Here is a 17,763-nt window from a genome sequence, read left to right as displayed (position 1 = left end):
GCTAGACGCAGCAATCCCTATCATGCAGGTACAGTGAGACGATACCGTCTGAGTCGCGGAAAATGCCGTGGACAGGCGGTTTTTTGCAGGAGGAATACTAATGAATGCCACTACAGTGAGACATATTTTAGATACCATCGCTGGCATGTTCCCAGATGCGCACTGCGAACTTAATCATAACAATGCGTTTGAACTGACGATTGCTGTACTGCTATCGGCACAATGCACAGATGCAACAGTCAACAAGGTGACGGCAGATTTATTTCAGAAATATCACACACCACAGGATTATATCTCTGTACCTCTTGAAGAATTGGAACAAGATATACGGCGTATTGGATTGTATCGCAACAAAGCGAAGCATATCCAGAATCTATGCCAGATTCTGATTGAACAATATGGTGGAGAAGTGCCTGGTGAACATGACCTGCTTGTACAGCTCCCAGGAGTTGGACGTAAGACAGCGAATGTGGTCGTATCCAATGCATTTGATGTGCCGGCTTTTGCAGTAGATACTCATGTTGAACGTGTATCCAAAAGGCTAGGACTCGCAAACTGGAAAGACAATGTGACTGAAGTGGAAAACAAGCTGAACAAGCGTGTACCTCGAGAGGAATGGACGATTAGTCATCATCGTTTTATCTTTTTCGGACGGTATCATTGCAAAGCTCAAAATCCTGCTTGTCAGGTATGTCCACTACTGGACATTTGTCGTGAAGGCAAAAAAAGAATGAAAACGTCTTTAGTGATCAAAGAGAAAAAGGTCAAACCCAAAATCTCAAAATCAGTAAAGAAAAACAACACTACAACATAAAAAGAGGTCGAACGTTATGAAATGCATTTCTGTGTATACTGATAATTTTGAACAATTTTCTGATATCTTTGAGCAAGTGGTAGCAGAGGAATTGGCTGAAAACGAAGAAAAAGAAGTTGACGGTATTACAGTTAACTATTCTGGTGATGTACCTGATTATTATATCGAGCGTATGGCACAAAAGCGTGATGTTGTTGTTATGAAAGACAAAGGTAAAGGTATTACTATTTTACAACATGGTAAATTATTTGAAATTCTAGTACCTGTTGCTGAAACAGAAGCTAGCGTTATCTAATTGTACGGATAACATTATAGTAGAACATAAGGCTTTTTATGAATGCATGTATATATCTGTGAGTCAGGTATATAGAAGCTATTCATAAAAAGCCTTTTTTGTAGGTATAGATCAAGTGAATAATCCAATAGTTACATCCAGTGGGTCACAGTGGTACAATATCAGAAAAGTGATTTGGACAGAGATCATGCATGATGGAGGGCATACTGATGCAAGCGATTACACCGCAAACCAAAGATTCTTTAGATCATATACTTGAACAATTGAAAGCGACACTTCAACAACAAGGCAATACGTCTGCTGCTAATAAGGCGCAAGATTTAATCCAGAAGCATCGTTCTGAAGAATTGGTGCTCGCTTTTTGTGGACACTTTTCCGCAGGCAAATCCAGTCTGATGAACTGGCTCTGTGGCAAGCAGGTCTTACCGACAAGCCCGATTCCTACTACAGCTAATATTGCAGCTATTCGTGATGGTGAACCACGCGCAATCGTTCATCTTAATAGTCAGGAACCTTCTTTTGAAATCGGTCTGGATGCATTAGATGAATATTGTAAAAATGGTGGCGAGTACGAATCAGTCGATCTATGGGACGATATTAAGCTTCTAGGCGCTCATGGAGTATTGTTGGATACACCGGGTGTCGATTCTACAGACGCGGCTCATGAAGCGGCTACGTACTCTGCATTGCATCGTGCAGATGTTGTTTTTTATGTGATGGATTATAACCATGTTCAATCGGAAACCAATCTTTCATTTGCCAAAACGTTATCTGAGCGAGGGAAGCCTTTATACTTAATCGTTAATCAGATTGATAAACATGATGATTCAGAATTAGCTTTTGCTGACTATCAACGTGGAGTCGCTCAGTCTTTTGCCGGACGAGGTATTGAACCAGCAGGTATCCTTTATGTATCCAGACAGGAGCCTCAGCATCGTCATGGTAAGCTAGAGCGTCTACGTACCGTTATTGGTGAGTTGTTACTTGAGCGTGAACCCTTACGGATGTATAGCTTGTCTCAAGCGATCTGGGAATTAGCTGAAGAACATACCAAATGGTTGCAAGAGCAAATGAACAGCGAAGAAGAATCATCTTCGACTGTAGACCATGATCTGAACGATGAAATGACGATAGAACAATTGAATGCGCAACTTCAACAATTTGAACAACAGATTATTACTGCGCAGACTACAATAGAAAATTATCGCAAAACATGGAGTTGGGAAATTGGACGATTGGTAGATCAAGCCAATATCACACCTGCACCTGTACGTGATCTAGCTCAGTTGTATCTGGAAAGTCAACGTCCTGGATTCAAAGTAGGATTTTTTGCTTCCAAAGACAAAACGGCTCAAGAACGTGAGCAGCGCAAGTCTAATTTTTTGACATCATACCGGGAACAAGTGGCTGCTAATCTAGATGTTCATGTACGTGGATTGTTACGTGGCTGGAGTCAAGAACAACAATTATGGACTGAAGAACAGGAGACATTGTTAACATCGTCTTTGCCACAAATCACAGAACGTGATATCGAAGCCGGTGCAACTTCAGATATTGCGATTTCAGGTGAGTATGTATTGAACTACACGCGTGCGTTACGTGAAAAAACAGTCGCTATCTATCGGAGAGCTGCACTTGATGCGATGGAGCGTCTACTGGAACAGTTAGAGCCCAAGGTAGAAGCAGAGCAACAAGGATTACAGCAAGAGCGTGATCAATTAGCTGGACGGTATCAATCATTGATGCGTCAACAGCAATTAGAACAGCAAAAAGAACAAAATGATCAAGCGGTACGTCAATTACTGCCTGCCCGTGCACAGCTTCAAGCGCAGTGGTTGCCTGCTATCCTAGAAGAAACAGGTGAAGTGGATTCTACAGTTGCTATAGATGATCAGCTAACTTCATCGTCTACTGATACTTTACAATCATCTGAATCATCAGGAGGAAGCTCAGGATCTTCAACACACACAGATACTGATTCAAGTATTATCACGCCACCTATAAAAGAAAAAGTAATATCTTCTCATCGAAAAGAGCGCCTTGTCCAAACAGCTGTGCAGTTGCGTCAAGCTTCAGATATGATAGAACATATCAAAGGATTAAGCTTACCTGCTACTGAATTGCGTCGTCGTGCTCATGTAATGGAAAATGGTAAATTTACGTTGGCTTTATTCGGTGCATTTAGCGCAGGGAAGTCGTCGTTTGCAAATGCTTTACTAGGGGAAGCCGTACTTCCTGTTTCTCCTCATCCGATGACAGCTGCTATTACACAGATCATGGCACCTGAAGGGGAATATGGTCACGGAACTGCTCAAGTCTTTATGAAAAGTAGAACAGAAATGCAAGAAGATATTACTGGAGCTTTTCGCTTATTAGGATTACCAGAGATGACATTAGAACAGGACTGGGGAAAACAGATTGCTTCCTTATCACCTGGACGTATTCATCCATCTGCCCGTGCTCATTATAACTTTGTGATTGCAGCAGCAGCAGGATGGCAAGAAGCAGAGCCTTTGCTTGGACAAGATCTGAAGATCGGACTGGATCAATTTAGAGGGTTTGTATCGGAAGAGACCAAGTCTTGCTTTGTACGACGGATAGATCTGTATTATCATTGTGAATTGACCGCTCAAGGTATGGTACTGGTTGATACACCGGGAGCCGATTCCGTCAATGCCCGTCATACTGGAGTAACTTTTGAGTATATGAAGTCAGCAGATGCATTGGTATTTGTGACTTATTATAATCACGCATTTACACATGGAGATCGCCAGTTACTAGAGCAATTAGGTCGGGTTAAAGGAAGTCTAGCATTAGATAATATGTTTTTTGTAGTCAATGCATCGGATCTAGCTTCCTCGGAAGAAGAAAAGAATCAAGTGGTTGAACGTATAGTACATGAGCTTAACACGACAGGCATTCGCAAGCCTAATATCTATGCGTTATCCAGTCGTCGAGCTATTCAAGGTAATGATGATGGATTCAGACAGTTCCAGCAACATTTTATGAACTTTGCAGATGAGACATTAGCAGGGCTTGCGATTCAAGCGGCTTATGAAGAAGTAGAACGTGTACGCAAAACAGTACTCACATGGGAAGATGCGGCGAAGCGTGGAGAGGCTTATCGAGTAGAACGCATGCAACAGCTGGTGCAAGAACGATCAGCTGCTCATGCGGCAGCTATGCGAATGTTTCAGACCGAACCGGATCGACGGATTCAAGAAGAGAGTGGTGAATTGTTATTCCATGTTCGTCAACGTGTACGCTTGAAGGCGCTAGATTGGATGCCTGAAATTTTTAATCCTTCTTTGCTTAATAGTGAATCTCCTGATCTCAAAGCAGATTTTGCTGCTTGTGGACGGGAATTATTACGCCGATTATCTACAGAATTAGAGCAGGAAGTACTGGCTACAACGTTACGCATGGAGAAAGCTTCTGAGCGAGTAGTCGGTGAGCGTCAGGAAGTGTATGGACGTGAAGCAGAAGCGGCGGCAGCAGGTTTGACATTATCTAAGCCTGAATTAACCAAATGGCAAACTCCAGAACTGGTACAGATGAAAATAGCAGATGTACTGGATTGGAAGTCACTCTGGTCGTTATTCCGCAATCCTCGTTATTTCTTTGAACAAGGTGGACGTGAGAAATTCCGTGAAGAAGTATCGGGTCGATTAGACCAATTGATCGCTAGCATGTTGGATGAACAACGTGAGCGATTGTCACAATATTATATTGTTGGTCTGAACCAAAGACTACAAGAAGCGGCTGATGATATGCAACGTCAAATTGCAGAGTGGGTCGAAGGAACTGAAGCTTCATTGCAAACAGATGTGAGTGCAGATCGCTGGTCAGCATTAGCTCATGATCTAGAAACATTAATTCATTCTGTTTCAGCAGAAGATGAAGCTAGAATCAAACAAGCTTATGATTTATAAAATATAGACTTAAAAGTCATACGAATAATAATTAATCACCAAAAAGAGCGTGCTATCAGAAGATAGGCGTTCTTTTTTTATCTATATATAAATTCCATATTATTATATATGTGAAAATAGATACAATACTTATATTCAAAAATGATAGCGCTTTTACCAAATTATTGCATAAACAAGTTTACAAAATAAAATGAATGTTAAGAAATGCTCGTGAAATGTAGTATTTTGCATTATTTCATTAAAATTGACGGTTTATGTCTAAATTATGGCATAAATTTAAAGCGATTGCCGATAAACGAACGTGTATCCACTTTGCGGGCTTTTGAGGACGGTGGTAAGCTTCATTATGCTAATCATCGACAAGAGAATCAAAGGGGGAGACACATGGACGTTCTCAAACAATTGCATGACTATTATCGGAGTAAAAGAAGCTATTTATACCTCTCTATTTTATGTCTTGCAACCGCTACCGCACTCGGGCTAGTATATCCAAATTTACTTAGAATTTTGATTGATGATGTTATTAAGCTGAGGCGATTTGATCAGGTTCCAATGTTGGCACTAGCTATTTTTGGTGTCGCTATTCTGAAAGGTATCATGCAATTTCTTCATGGATTTTTTGGAGGACGTCTAGGTAATTATATTGCATACCGACTTCGCAACGCGTGCTATGAAAAGTTACAATTTCTATCCTTCCGTTATTATGACACAGCTAAAACAGGAGATTTAATGTCACGCTTAACCGGTGATCTCGAAGCGATTCGTAACTTTATCGGTTTTGGTTTTGCTCAGTTATTGAATGTATTTATGATGGTAGTCTTTGGTTCGATCGTCATGTTTTCGATGAACTGGCAACTCACATTGGTTACATTAATCTCTATTCCTTTTTTAGTCTTTGTCGCTCTCAAATTCGAATCCCGTATTCACCCTGCTTTTCAAGAAATGAGGCTTGCTTTAGGGTCTTTAACAACAGCTGTACAAGAAAATATTACAGGTGTACGAACCGTCAAATCTTTTGCTCGTGAACCTCATGAAGTTGATAAATTCGCTATACGTAATGAGCGTTATCGTACCAATCAGATTCATGCCGCTACACTCTGGAGTCGCTACTTTCCAGTTATGGAATTACTGGCTTCGGTCTGTGTCGTGATATTGCTTGGTTTTGGTGGAACATTAGTGATCCAAGGTTCGCTTACCCTTGGTGAATTGGTCGCCTTTTTCACCTTGATTTGGTACATTATTGGACCGATGTGGGGACTTGGATTTCATATCAATAACTATACGCAGTCCAAAGCCTCTACCGAGCGTATATTGGAAATTCTATATCAGCATGTAGATGTTAAAGATAAAGATACAACAAGTCACATGAATATTCATGAAGTGAAAGGTCATGTGACATTTGAACATATGACATTTGCTTATGGGAATCAATTACCTGCTGTAGTTGATATTAATTTGGATGCCCCTCCAGGGTCGGTTATCGGCTTACTAGGGGGTACAGGATCTGGTAAATCGACAGTCATTCAGTTATTGATGCGTGCGTATAATGTGACCGAAGGCAGTATCAAGTTAGATGGAGTGGATATTCGAGATATCCGAATTGAAGACTTGCGTTCTCAGATCGCTTCGGTTTTTCAAGAAACGTTTTTATTCTCTTCTACACTCAAAAATAACATCGCTTACGGCATGAGTGAGGTCACGATGGATGATATTATTCGGGCTTCCAAGCTTGCCAAAGCTCATGATTTTATTATGGAACTACCACAAGGGTACGATACACTTGTCGGTGAACGAGGTATGGGATTATCCGGTGGGCAAAAGCAACGGATTGCGATTGCTCGTGCACTACTCAAAAACCCAAAAATCCTGATTCTCGATGATGCTACCAGCGCTGTTGATATGGAGACCGAGCATGAGATTCAGTCGGGTTTTCAGGAAGTGATGAAAGGTAGAACTACATTTATTATCGCTCACCGTATTTCTTCTTTGCGCCATGCCGATGAGATTCTAGTGCTGCAAGAAGGACGGGTAGTACAGCGTGGGAAGCATGAGCAATTGATACATGTACCGGGCGCTTATCAGGATATTTATCATGTGCAATATGCAGACCATATTCAGCGACTTCAAAATATTGATGAGCCCTCTATTTCCCACGAAACAGCAAGTGAGATCAACAGTGAGCAGGTGAGAAGCTATGAGTAATCTATCCGCCAAAGAACCACTAGAAGAAAAGCAAAAGACATCCAGTTCATCTGCTATTACACGTGTCGAAGACCGATTTGTTTATCAAGATGATGAGTTGATTGATAAAGCATTTAACTGGTCTCAATTTGCACGATTGTTCGGTTATATCAAGCCGTATGCTAAGCAATTGCTACCCTTTATTATTTTGATGATGGTACTTGGCACGATTACCAAATTGGCGGTTCCTTATATTACTGGAGCAGCGATTGATAAAGCGATTCAACCTGTATCGGGTGCTCCTAGCCTCAAATTACTATACGGACTTACTGCATTGGCACTGGGATTATATCTTATCCAGTGGGCAGCGAATGCGTATCGGATCAAATATACGAATATTATTGGACAACGTGTGATCTATGATCTTCGTTCGGATTTATTTAGTCATATTCAGCGCTTATCTTTTTCCTTTTTTGATAAACGTCCCGCAGGTTCTGTATTGGTACGGGTAACGAATGATGTGAACTCTTTGCAAGATTTATTTACAAATGGTGCAGTGAACGTCATGATCGATTGTGTTCAGCTATTAGGTATCGTGGTGATTCTGATGCTAATTAATTGGAAATTAGGGCTTGCTGTGATGCTGACCGTACCGTTAATGTTCTTCGTCTCCACCAAGTTACGCAAAATTATCCGTCTATCATGGCAAGAAGTACGGATGAAAAATTCACGTATCAATTCTCACTTGAACGAATCAATTCAAGGTATCCGTGTAACGCAAGCGTATACACAAGAAAAAGAGAACATGAAGTACTTTGATAATATGAATGCTTCTAGCAAAAAATCGTGGGATAAAGCTTCTGCACTCAATCAATCGTTCGGACCGTTGATCGAGATTACGGGTGGATTGGGTTCTATGATTCTATTCTGGTATGGAGCCACATTGATCGCTAGCGGTGAGATTATGATTGGTACACTGGTCGCTTTTGCAAGTTATGTAGGGAATTTCTGGGACCCGATTAACCGTCTGGGAAATATGTATAACCAACTGCTTGTAGCGATGGCATCGTCTGAACGTATTTTTGAATTTATGGATGAAAAGCCTTCTGTAGCCGACAAGCCAGGTGCACAACCAATACCACGTATCAACGGAGATATTGTGTTTGACAAAGTGACTTTTGAATATGTAGCTAATCGACCTGCACTGCGCGAGATTGATCTACATGTCACCGCAGGGCAATCTATTGCATTGGTCGGACATACCGGTTCTGGTAAATCGACGATTATTAATCTGATTAGTCGATTCTATGATATTAAGAGCGGTACGATTAAAATTGATGGATATGATATCCGTGATGTGACTTTGGAAAGTCTGCGTGGACAGATCAGTATTGTGCTTCAAGATACGTTTATCTTTTCCGGAACAATACGAGATAATATTCGCTTCGGACGACTGGACGCTACTGATGAAGAAGTAGAAAATGCCGCCAAATCTGTTCATGCTCATGTGTATATTGAGAAGTTGCCTAAAGGCTATGATACAGAAGTCGAAGAACGGGGAAATGTGTTGTCGATGGGGCAACGTCAATTATTATCTTTTGCCCGCGCACTACTTGCAGATCCACGGATTTTGATTTTGGATGAAGCGACAGCCAGTATCGATACGGAGACAGAACTACGTATACAAGAAGCGCTAAAAGTGTTGCTTCAAGGACGAACTTCTTTTATCGTGGCGCATCGACTTTCTACGATTCGACATGCTGATCATATTGTCGTATTGGATCATGGACAGATCAAAGAAGAAGGAACACACGCAGAGTTGATTCAAAAACAAGGCATTTACAATGGTTTGATTGAAGCGCAATTCCGCTTTTTGTGACATTATTCGACTTAATTAAGCCTTGAAAGTAAGAATTATACGAGAATTGTCAAAAAATTTAGACAAAGTGACTTGCAATCTTGCTCATTAGATAAGAGAATAGAAAGTGTCATCACATTGTAAAGTTTAAAAGGAAATTCGTCGGAAATTTTACAATGTGCTATTCATTGTCGAATAGGTAATGATTCGATAAGCAAAATGACGTAAGCAGTACCTTGTAGGTTGCAGTGCAAAACATGTATATAAGGGAGTGCTGTCTATCATGTGGGGGGCCCCAAATTCTCGTCAAGCGAAACGGATGTTGATGCTTGGGAGTGGAGAACTTGGCAAGGAAGTAGTGATCGAAGCTCAGCGACTCGGCATTGAATGTATTGCTGTAGACCGCTATCCGGATGCACCTGCTATGCAGGTTGCTCATCGTTCTCATGTTATTGATATGCTTGATGGTGCTAAGCTACGAGCAGTCATTATCAGTGAACAACCGGATTTTATTGTACCTGAGATTGAAGCGATAGCAACAGACGTACTGGTAGAACTAGAGCAAGAAGGCTACAATGTAGTGCCTACCGCAGTTGCAGCCCAATTGACAATGGACCGTGAGGGGATACGCCGTCTGGCATCTGAGACACTTGGATTGCCTACTGCTGCGTACCGGTTCGCTGACAACTTGGAGCAATTGAAAGAAGCTGTTGCTGTACTTGGAACACCCTGCGTAGTAAAGCCTCTTATGAGCTCGTCTGGCAAAGGACAGAGCGTATGTCGCACACCTGAAGATGCTTCGGCATGTTGGGATGCGGCACTTGAAGGCGCAAGAGGCAAATCAGTTCGTGTTATTGTCGAAGCGTTTGTACATTTTGAAAGTGAAATTACACTGCTTACGGTGCGTTGTGCCTCTGGAACGTTGTTTTGTCCGCCGATCGGACATATTCAGCGGGATGGAGATTATGTTGAGTCATGGCAACCGCACCCAATGACTGCTGGACAGCTAGAAGAAGCACAACGTATTGCTGCAACCATTACAGAACGTCTGGGTGGATATGGGTTGTTCGGTGTCGAACTCTTTTTAACCCCAGATGGTGTTGTATTTAGCGAAGTGTCGCCAAGACCGCATGATACAGGTATGGTGACAATGATTACTCAAGATTTATCAGAGTTTGCTCTGCATGTTCGAGCTATTCTTGGTTTTGAGATTCCGAGTATTCATTTGTTAACTCCTGGCGCATCAGCGACACTGAAAGCAACACAAGCTTCCAAAGATTTTGTCGTTGGCGGAATAGATGAGGCATTGAAGTTACCCCGTACGCAAGTACGTGTATTCGGTAAGCCGGAGACTAAGCCGGGTCGCCGAATGGCGGTAGCTCTCAGTGCGGATGAAAGTGTGGAAATTGCGCGGAAGCGAGCCGTGCAAGCGGCAGCTCTGCTAAAAGAGGAGTATGTACATGTCGACTAGTGTATTAATGCCTGTTGCAGAAGTCCGTAAATTCGAAAGTAAAGATGTTCAAGCTCTAACTGCTCTAATGCGTGAACTTCGTTATCCGATGACGGAAAGTGTACTGCGCGACCGTATGGAAGCGTTGGAAGGCAAACCGCAATTTTTGACTCTTGTTGCAGAACGTGAAGGACAGGTCGTCGGTATGATCGCTATGTACCGTGAGACTTCATATGAGACAGGTCAACAGACTTCGCAAATCACAGGTCTAATCATTTCTGCGAATTATCGTGGTCAAGGTATCGGACGTGAATTGATTGCTCAAGCTGAAAAGCAAGCAAACGAAGCTGGAGATCACTCTGTCTATGTAACAGGAATGAACCGTGACGAACGTCTATCCTCATGCTCTTTTTATCAACATATGGGCTATGAGAAGATTGGATGCCGGTACATTAAAAAAATGTAATTCCGCTATACACAGCCACACCTTTCGAAAAGGCATCAGGTTAATCCTGGTGCCTTTTTGCTTTGATCATAGAGCGAAAATAGCAATTAAATACCAATAGATGGTAAAATATACGGTGATTCTGAATTTAAAGGAGGAACACCATTGAAAAACAATCGTACATTACTAAAACGAATCACCTCAACTGCTGCCGCAGCAGTACTTGTAGCAGTAACGATAGCAGCTCCTGCTCAAGCGGCTACTACACATCATGTGAAAACAACCAAACCTGTATATGCCAGTCAAAGTGCATCCGCAGACACCTCTACCTTTGTAGCGGAAGTGGTGCAATTGGTCAATCAAGAACGTAGCAAAGCAGGGCTAAAAGCATTAACGGTAGACACCAAGCTTCAAACGATGGCACAAGATAAAGCTATCGATATGGTGAAAAATAATTATTTTGATCATACGTCACCAACTTATGGAACTCCTTTTGAAATGATGAAAACGTATGGAATTAGTTATCGTGCAGCTGGAGAAAATATCGCCAAAGGGCAAACATCTCCTGCTCAAGTGATGCAATCATGGATGAATAGCTCCGGTCACAAAGCCAATATTTTAAGTTCTAGCTTTACATCAATCGGTGTAGGGTATCAAAATGGAGTATGGGTACAAGATTTTATCGGAAAATAATACGCTACAAAATGCAATAATGAAATGTGACAGATGCAGTCGAAAATCAGATTTATAGAATAAAAAGTGCCTGTTTCCTTTGTTTTTAGAAGGAGCAGGTATTTTTATAAGCTCATAAGCAGTATAATCGTTACATATTGGTCTTCATTAGGGTAAATAAGATGATATCCATAGCAATAATGCAACAGATAGAGGAGCCAACAAGCGATGAAAACGATCAAATATTGCACGAAAAATGAAAAGCTCGGTACCAAACAAGTCTATAAAACACTTAAAAAAGAGTTCCCTGCTGTGAAGCAAAAGCAAAAAAGTTGCTTAAGCGAGTGTAAAGCTTGTCGCAAACAACCGATCGCTTTAGTGGGAAAAAAGACACTGATATGCGAAGAAACCCCAGAACTATTATATGCCAAATTGGTCGAAATGATTCATGCATCTAATGATAAAAAAGGTAAAAAAGAAAAGAAGAAAGTAAAACAATAATTACTTTTAAATAGATCATTCTATGTATAGAAGATGGTGGATTGATAATATAACCATCTTCTTTTTGCTGTCTATCGATTTAAAAATAGAAGTGATAGTTTCTAACTGTTTGGAAGTTGTACACGTACTGTATATAATAGATAGATAACCTATATTAAAATGAACCGCGAGTCATCATACCAAGTGGCAGATGTTGTTCATATTTCTAACACAGGAGGCCAAATAATGAAATCATCCAAATCGTCAGTGCGTATCTGGCGAATCACAGGCATCACATCCATTGTAGCCACGATTGTATTGATTGGCGGCTTTATTTATGCCATTTCTGATGTATTAAACCCTGTAGGGAGCACGTATACATCCGACTCAACAACAAGTGGAGCAAAACCAGCAACGACTGTTGCAACAGACGGATCTTTTCAAATCGCTGTTTTAGGAGATTCACTTGCTAAAGGTACAGGAGATGACGACGGTAGTGGATTTGCTCGTCGAACCATAGACTTATTGCAAAAAAACGGCAAAGAAGCTAAATTAATCGCCAATTTAGGCATTAACGGTCAGAAAACAGCATCAGTACTTTCTTCATTAGAAGAACCCGGTGTCCAACATGTACTGAAACAATCGAATATGATTTTTGTATCGATCGGTGCTAATGATTTATTTAATGCTGGAGAAGCCCTTGGTAATACACAACAAGCGCCAAGCAAACAACAATTGCTTGCCAATTTACCGAAAGCCAGCAAAACATTACAACAAATCTTAGAGCGAATCGCTCAAATTAATCCAGACGCTCATATTTTATACCTCGGACTGTATAACCCATTCTCTGATTTGCCTGAAATACGTGTACCTGGTAATGAAGCTGTAACCGCATGGAATACTACCGCACTGAATATTATTAATAGTCAATCCAATATGTCGCTTATTCCTACGTTTGATTTATTTCAGCAAAATCTAAATAAATATTTATCTTCTGATCATTTCCATCCTAATGGTACAGGTTATGAACAAATTGCAGAACGTGTCGTCCAGAGTATCGAATAATGAGGTATACCCTGTATGGAAATGAGAGAGGAGCTAGATCATAATGGATTCTAAATTAACAACAACCCATCCCATAGCAACGGCTGATTCGCAGTCTGTACCATCTCAAGAAGAGATTGTATTATCTGTCCAACATGTCAAAAAGAAAATCGGCAAAAAGTGGATTATCAAAGATGTCACTTTTGAAGTCAAAGCAGGTGAAATCTTTGGCTTTCTAGGACCGAACGGTGCAGGTAAAACAACAACGATTCGAATGCTTGTGAATCTGATTCGCCCTACAGAAGGAACGATCAATATTTGCGGTTACGATGTGACCAAGCAACCGGAGAAGGCTTTGGCTTATGTCGGTTCAATTGTTGAAAATCCTGAAATGTATCCTTACCTGACAGGATGGGAAAACTTAGAGCATTTTGCACGGATGCAGCCCGGTGTCGATGAAAAACGGATTCAAGAAGTCACCGAGATTGTCCGTCTGGATGAGCGTATCCACGATAAAGTAAGCAAGTACTCACTAGGTATGCGTCAACGGCTTGGGATCGCTCAAGCGTTGTTAGGTCGCCCTAAATTGCTTATTTTAGATGAACCGACCAATGGACTTGATCCTAAAGGGATTCGAGATATGCGTATTTTTATCCGCGAACTGGCATCGCAAGGTATGGCTGTGTTTGTATCCAGTCATTTACTCAGTGAAATTCAATTGCTTTGTGATCGAGTGGCGATTGTGGGACGAGGAAGTGTTATTGCTGTAGGCGGAGTAACAGAGCTGGTAGAAGATACACAGCATCTTGTGATATGGGAATTAGAACCTCAAGCACAAGGAGAACAGATTCTTCAATCAATACCTTCTATTCAAGTGCTTGATCTGGAGAGTTCTAACTTGGATAACGATACAGCAGCATCACTTCGACCGCATTCTATTATCACCGCAACCCCTGAAGAATACATTTCGACAACGATTGCTACACTTGTGCAAGCAGGGATTCAGATTCATAATGTACGAAAACTTAGCCCGACATTGGAACAACTATTTCTGGGCGTGACAGAAGGTGAATTTATTGAATAGTATATGGCCATTGGTACAGAATGAAACGATAAAAATTATTAAGAAAAAAAGATTTTATGTCGTGCTATTGGTTTTATTAGTACTGGTACCGATGTTTACTTATGCGCAGATGCGTCAAGCCCAAGAAAATCGCACCAAGTTCGGTGAAGATTGGCGTGTTGAATTACAGCAAGCAATCACAGATAACCAGAACTCATTAGGTAGTGATCGTGTACCTGAAGAATGGAAAAAATACCGTCGTGTGTTTGTTCAACAGATGCAATATTATTTAGAAAATGATGTGAATCCGAATGAACCGGGTGGCGTTACATTTACTCGCGAATTTCTAGATAACTCCAGTAGCTTATTTATCCCACTGCTTATTATGACGATTGCTTCTGATCTGGTATCGGCGGAACGAACAGGCGGAACGATCAAAATGTTGCTTACAAGGCCGATTCGTAGGTGGAAAGTATTGTTAAGTAAACTCATTACGCTGACGATGTTTGTCTCGCTGATTGTCGTTTCAACCTTTATTATTTCCTACGTCATCTCAGGGGCAGCATTCGGATATAGTGGATTTAACATTCCTGTATTTACCGGATTCCAGCCGGGTGATACAGGAACCGATATGAGTAGTGTACACGCTATAGCCCAGTGGCAATTTATTTTGATGCAAATGGGATTGATCTGGTTTGTCGGTTTGACCGTCGGATTACTTGCCTTTATGGTATCTGTGTTAGTACGAAGTACCGCAGCCAGTATTGTTATTATGATGGCGGCATTGATTGCAGGTACCATTTTGACCAATATGGCGGCTTCGTGGAGCACAGCTAAATATTTATTTATGGTTAATTTGGGACTGACTAATTATTTATCAGGAAGCCCGGCACCGATTGAAGGCATGACATTACCATTCTCGCTTGGCGTATTGGCAGTATGGGCATTAGCGTCAGTTATTGTTTCGTTTGCTGTATTTACCAAAAGAGATGTGCTCAATTAAAAAGTATAGTATGATTGCCTGCTTATCTTATGAAGATCAGCAGGCAAGTTTATTTACAAAAGATCATTATAGCTAATATAATGGGAAATCGTAGAATAATGTGACAAGTGGGTTTACGAAATGAAAAGATTAGATTACACTTAAGGAATAAAAGGAACATGTGTTTGCATTATATATTTATCTGCCGAATAAATTACATTTTATGTAAATCAAAAGTGTCGACAAAATAAAAGCGTATGATATGATGGTTCGGGGTCAAGCGCGATTATTGATTTACCTATGGTATAATTTTCGACTAAGATTTATAATGCTAATCGTAGGTCAAACAGAACAAAGCAATATTTAGATTAAAGAGGGGGACCATGAATGGTCGAAAAGATCGATTCACTCACAAATTCATCCCGTGGTAATGTTAATCCGCCAGTTTCCGGGTATGATGCTGACGACATTCAGGTGCTTGAAGGGCTGGTTGCCGTACGGAAACGTCCGGGGATGTATATCGGTAGTACAAGTTCATCTGGGCTTCATCATCTCGTATGGGAGATTGTGGACAACGCAGTTGACGAGCATTTGGCAAAACATTGTTCAAAAATCGAGATTTCACTGAACAAAGATGGTTCGGTTACGGTTTTTGATAACGGACGTGGTATTCCGACAGGAATGCATAAAAGTGGAGTACCTACACCACAAGTTGTATTTACTATTTTGCATGCAGGTGGTAAATTCGGCGGTGGAGGATACAAAAAGTCCGGAGGTCTACACGGAGTTGGTGCTTCAGTAACGAATGCATTATCCGAGTGGCTAGAAGTAGAAATTTATCGTGATGGTGGTATTCACCGTCAACGTTTTGAATATTGGGTTGATAAAAAAGAAAAAGAGCATGTAGGTGAACCTGTAAGTGGTCTTGAAGTCATTGGCAAAACCAAAATTACAGGAACAAAAGTTACATTCAAACCAGATATTCGTGTGTTCCAACAAGGAATTGCATTGAATTACGATACACTTGCTGAGCGTCTGCAAGAAATTGCTTTTCTGAATTCAGGCTTAGAAATTTTACTTAAAGACGATCGTAATGATAAAGAAGATCGTTTTTATTATGAAGGCGGAGCTAGTCAATTCGTAGAGTTTTTGAATGAAGGCAAAGATGTTCTTCATGATGTGATTCATTTCAATGTCGAACGTGAAGATATCGAAGTCGAAGTAGCGATGCAGTACAATGCAGGGTATACTGAAACGCTTGCTTCATTTGTAAATTCCATCCCTACACGGGGCGGCGGTACACATGAGACAGGATTTAGAGCAGCATATACTCGTGTATTGAATGATTATGCTCGTAAAACAGCACTGATCAAAGAAAAAGATAAAAACCTCGAAGGTGGAGATTTACGAGAAGGCATGATGGCGGTTATAAGCGTCAAAATGTCAGATGTAGAGTTTGTCGGTCAGACCAAAGACCAATTGGGTAGTTCTTCCGCACGTGGAGCAGTAGATGCGGTAGTCGCTGAAAATATGCAACGCTTTCTCGAAGAAAACCCACAAGTCGCTCAAAAGCTGATCAAAAAAGCAGTTCAAGCTTCTCGTGCACGCGAAGCGGCTCGTAAAGCGCGTGATGATATGCGTACAGGACGTAAACGTAGCGAAAGTTCGAATCTGAACGGTAAGCTAAGTCCAGCGCAATCGAAAGATTTTTCCAAAAATGAACTGTTTATTGTCGAAGGAGATTCGGCAGGTGGTTCTGCGAAACAAGGACGAGATTCCAAGATTCAAGCTATTTTACCACTCAAAGGTAAACCGATGAATCCAGAGAAATCCAAACTTGCAGATGTAATGAAAAATGAAGAATATCGGGCGATTATTTCTGCTATTGGTGCAGGAGTAGGAACTGAATTTGCCATAGAAGATAGCAATTATTCCAAAATCATTATTATGACCGATGCGGATACCGATGGTGCACATATTCAAGTGTTGCTATTAACATTCTTCTATCGTTATATGAAGCAATTGATCGATAACGGTCGTATCTATATTGCTCAACCTCCGCTGTACAAGATTTCTCAACGTGCCGGCAAAAAATCGCAAGAACGTTATGTATGGACAGACGAAGAGTTGAATCAGTCGATGAAAGAGTTCGGCAAAAATGTAGATTTACAACGTTACAAAGGATTAGGTGAAATGAATCCAGATCAATTATGGGAAACAACGATGAATCCTGAAAGTCGTACATTACTTAAAGTACAGATCGAAGATGCTGCCAAAGCAGAACGTCGTGTATCTACATTAATGGGCGATAAAGTTGATCCTCGTAAACGTTGGATCGTCGAAAACGTAGACTTTACAGAATACGTGGAGTAAATAATTGTATCTGTGATATAGAAAAGTAATCTTGATGGATGATCAAACTAAATGAGCCGCTGCTTTAGTGCAGATGGAAGTGAGCATCATACCGTGCTTGGTTGGAATGGTATTCACTTCCCTCTGTACTCTGCGGCGGCTTCAAAATTATCCGGCGATAAGCTCGGAAGGTAA

Annotated in this window: 14 protein-coding genes; all 14 read left to right on the top strand. The window is 41.0% G+C overall.

The genetic code is table 11. From position 1 onward, the window contains the following. The first annotated feature begins 100 nt into the window (after nt 1-100). The 14 genes from nth (at nt 101) to PO903_RS18975 (ending at nt 17,763) form a co-directional block, all read left to right on the top strand. On the top strand, nt 101-814 hold the full coding sequence (nth, locus tag PO903_RS19040) for an endonuclease III (RefSeq protein WP_069327975.1): 714 nt from the start codon (nt 101-103) through the stop codon (nt 812-814). 16 nt (nt 815-830) lie between these two features. Beyond that, a complete protein-coding gene (locus tag PO903_RS19035; protein WP_069327976.1) occupies nt 831-1,109 on the top strand; it encodes an NAD/NADP transhydrogenase alpha subunit in 279 nt (92 codons plus the stop codon). Between the two features lie 209 nt (nt 1,110-1,318). Continuing rightward, nucleotides 1,319-5,041 carry a dynamin family protein gene (locus PO903_RS19030; RefSeq protein WP_273594308.1) on the top strand — a complete coding sequence of 1,241 codons (3,723 nt, stop codon included), beginning with the start codon at nt 1,319-1,321 and terminating at the stop codon, nt 5,039-5,041. 384 nt (nt 5,042-5,425) lie between these two features. Beyond that, complete coding sequence (locus PO903_RS19025) at nt 5,426-7,243, top strand: ABC transporter ATP-binding protein (protein WP_273594307.1); 1,818 nt, start codon at nt 5,426-5,428, stop codon at nt 7,241-7,243. Continuing rightward, nucleotides 7,236-9,101: an ABC transporter ATP-binding protein gene (locus tag PO903_RS19020; RefSeq protein WP_273594306.1), complete on the top strand. Its 1,866-nt coding sequence runs from the start codon at nt 7,236-7,238 to the stop codon at nt 9,099-9,101. The genes PO903_RS19025 and PO903_RS19020 overlap by 8 nt, the downstream gene beginning before the upstream one ends. A 262-nt stretch (nt 9,102-9,363) precedes the next feature. Continuing rightward, nucleotides 9,364-10,551, top strand: coding sequence for a formate-dependent phosphoribosylglycinamide formyltransferase (gene purT, locus PO903_RS19015; RefSeq protein ID WP_069327978.1), 1,188 nt, complete (start codon nt 9,364-9,366; stop codon nt 10,549-10,551). Then, entirely contained in the window at nt 10,541-10,996 is a 456-nt protein-coding gene (locus tag PO903_RS19010; RefSeq protein WP_161594173.1) for a GNAT family N-acetyltransferase, read from the top strand. The genes purT and PO903_RS19010 overlap by 11 nt, the downstream gene beginning before the upstream one ends. 144 nt (nt 10,997-11,140) lie before the next feature. Further along, on the top strand, nt 11,141-11,668 hold the full coding sequence (locus PO903_RS19005) for a CAP domain-containing protein (protein WP_241669237.1): 528 nt from the start codon (nt 11,141-11,143) through the stop codon (nt 11,666-11,668). 207 nt (nt 11,669-11,875) lie between these two features. Next, nucleotides 11,876-12,148, top strand: a complete 273-nt coding sequence (locus tag PO903_RS19000) for a DUF1450 domain-containing protein (protein WP_273594305.1) — start codon at nt 11,876-11,878, stop codon at nt 12,146-12,148. A 225-nt stretch (nt 12,149-12,373) separates the two neighbouring features. Then, nucleotides 12,374-13,192 carry a GDSL-type esterase/lipase family protein gene (locus PO903_RS18995; protein ID WP_273594304.1) on the top strand — a complete coding sequence of 273 codons (819 nt, stop codon included), beginning with the start codon at nt 12,374-12,376 and terminating at the stop codon, nt 13,190-13,192. Between the two features lie 43 nt (nt 13,193-13,235). Continuing rightward, nucleotides 13,236-14,255: an ABC transporter ATP-binding protein gene (locus PO903_RS18990; RefSeq protein ID WP_273594303.1), complete on the top strand. Its 1,020-nt coding sequence runs from the start codon at nt 13,236-13,238 to the stop codon at nt 14,253-14,255. After that, nucleotides 14,248-15,237 (top strand): ABC transporter permease, encoded by a 990-nt coding sequence (locus tag PO903_RS18985; protein ID WP_069328538.1) that lies wholly within the window; start codon nt 14,248-14,250, stop codon nt 15,235-15,237. Before PO903_RS18990 ends, PO903_RS18985 begins: the two co-directional genes overlap by 8 nt. A gap of 366 nt (nt 15,238-15,603) precedes the next feature. Continuing rightward, a complete protein-coding gene (gene parE, locus PO903_RS18980) occupies nt 15,604-17,589 on the top strand; it encodes a DNA topoisomerase IV subunit B (protein ID WP_069328539.1) in 1,986 nt (661 codons plus the stop codon). Between the two features lie 51 nt (nt 17,590-17,640). Next, nucleotides 17,641-17,763 (top strand): hypothetical protein, encoded by a 123-nt coding sequence (locus tag PO903_RS18975; RefSeq protein ID WP_273594302.1) that lies wholly within the window; start codon nt 17,641-17,643, stop codon nt 17,761-17,763.

It is taken from the genome of Paenibacillus sp. PK4536, from assembly GCF_028594455.2.
GTDB lineage: Bacteria > Bacillota > Bacilli > Paenibacillales > Paenibacillaceae > Saccharibacillus > Saccharibacillus nuruki.
Note: the sequence above shows the minus strand (reverse complement) of the source record. Positions and strands in the feature narration are given on the sequence as shown.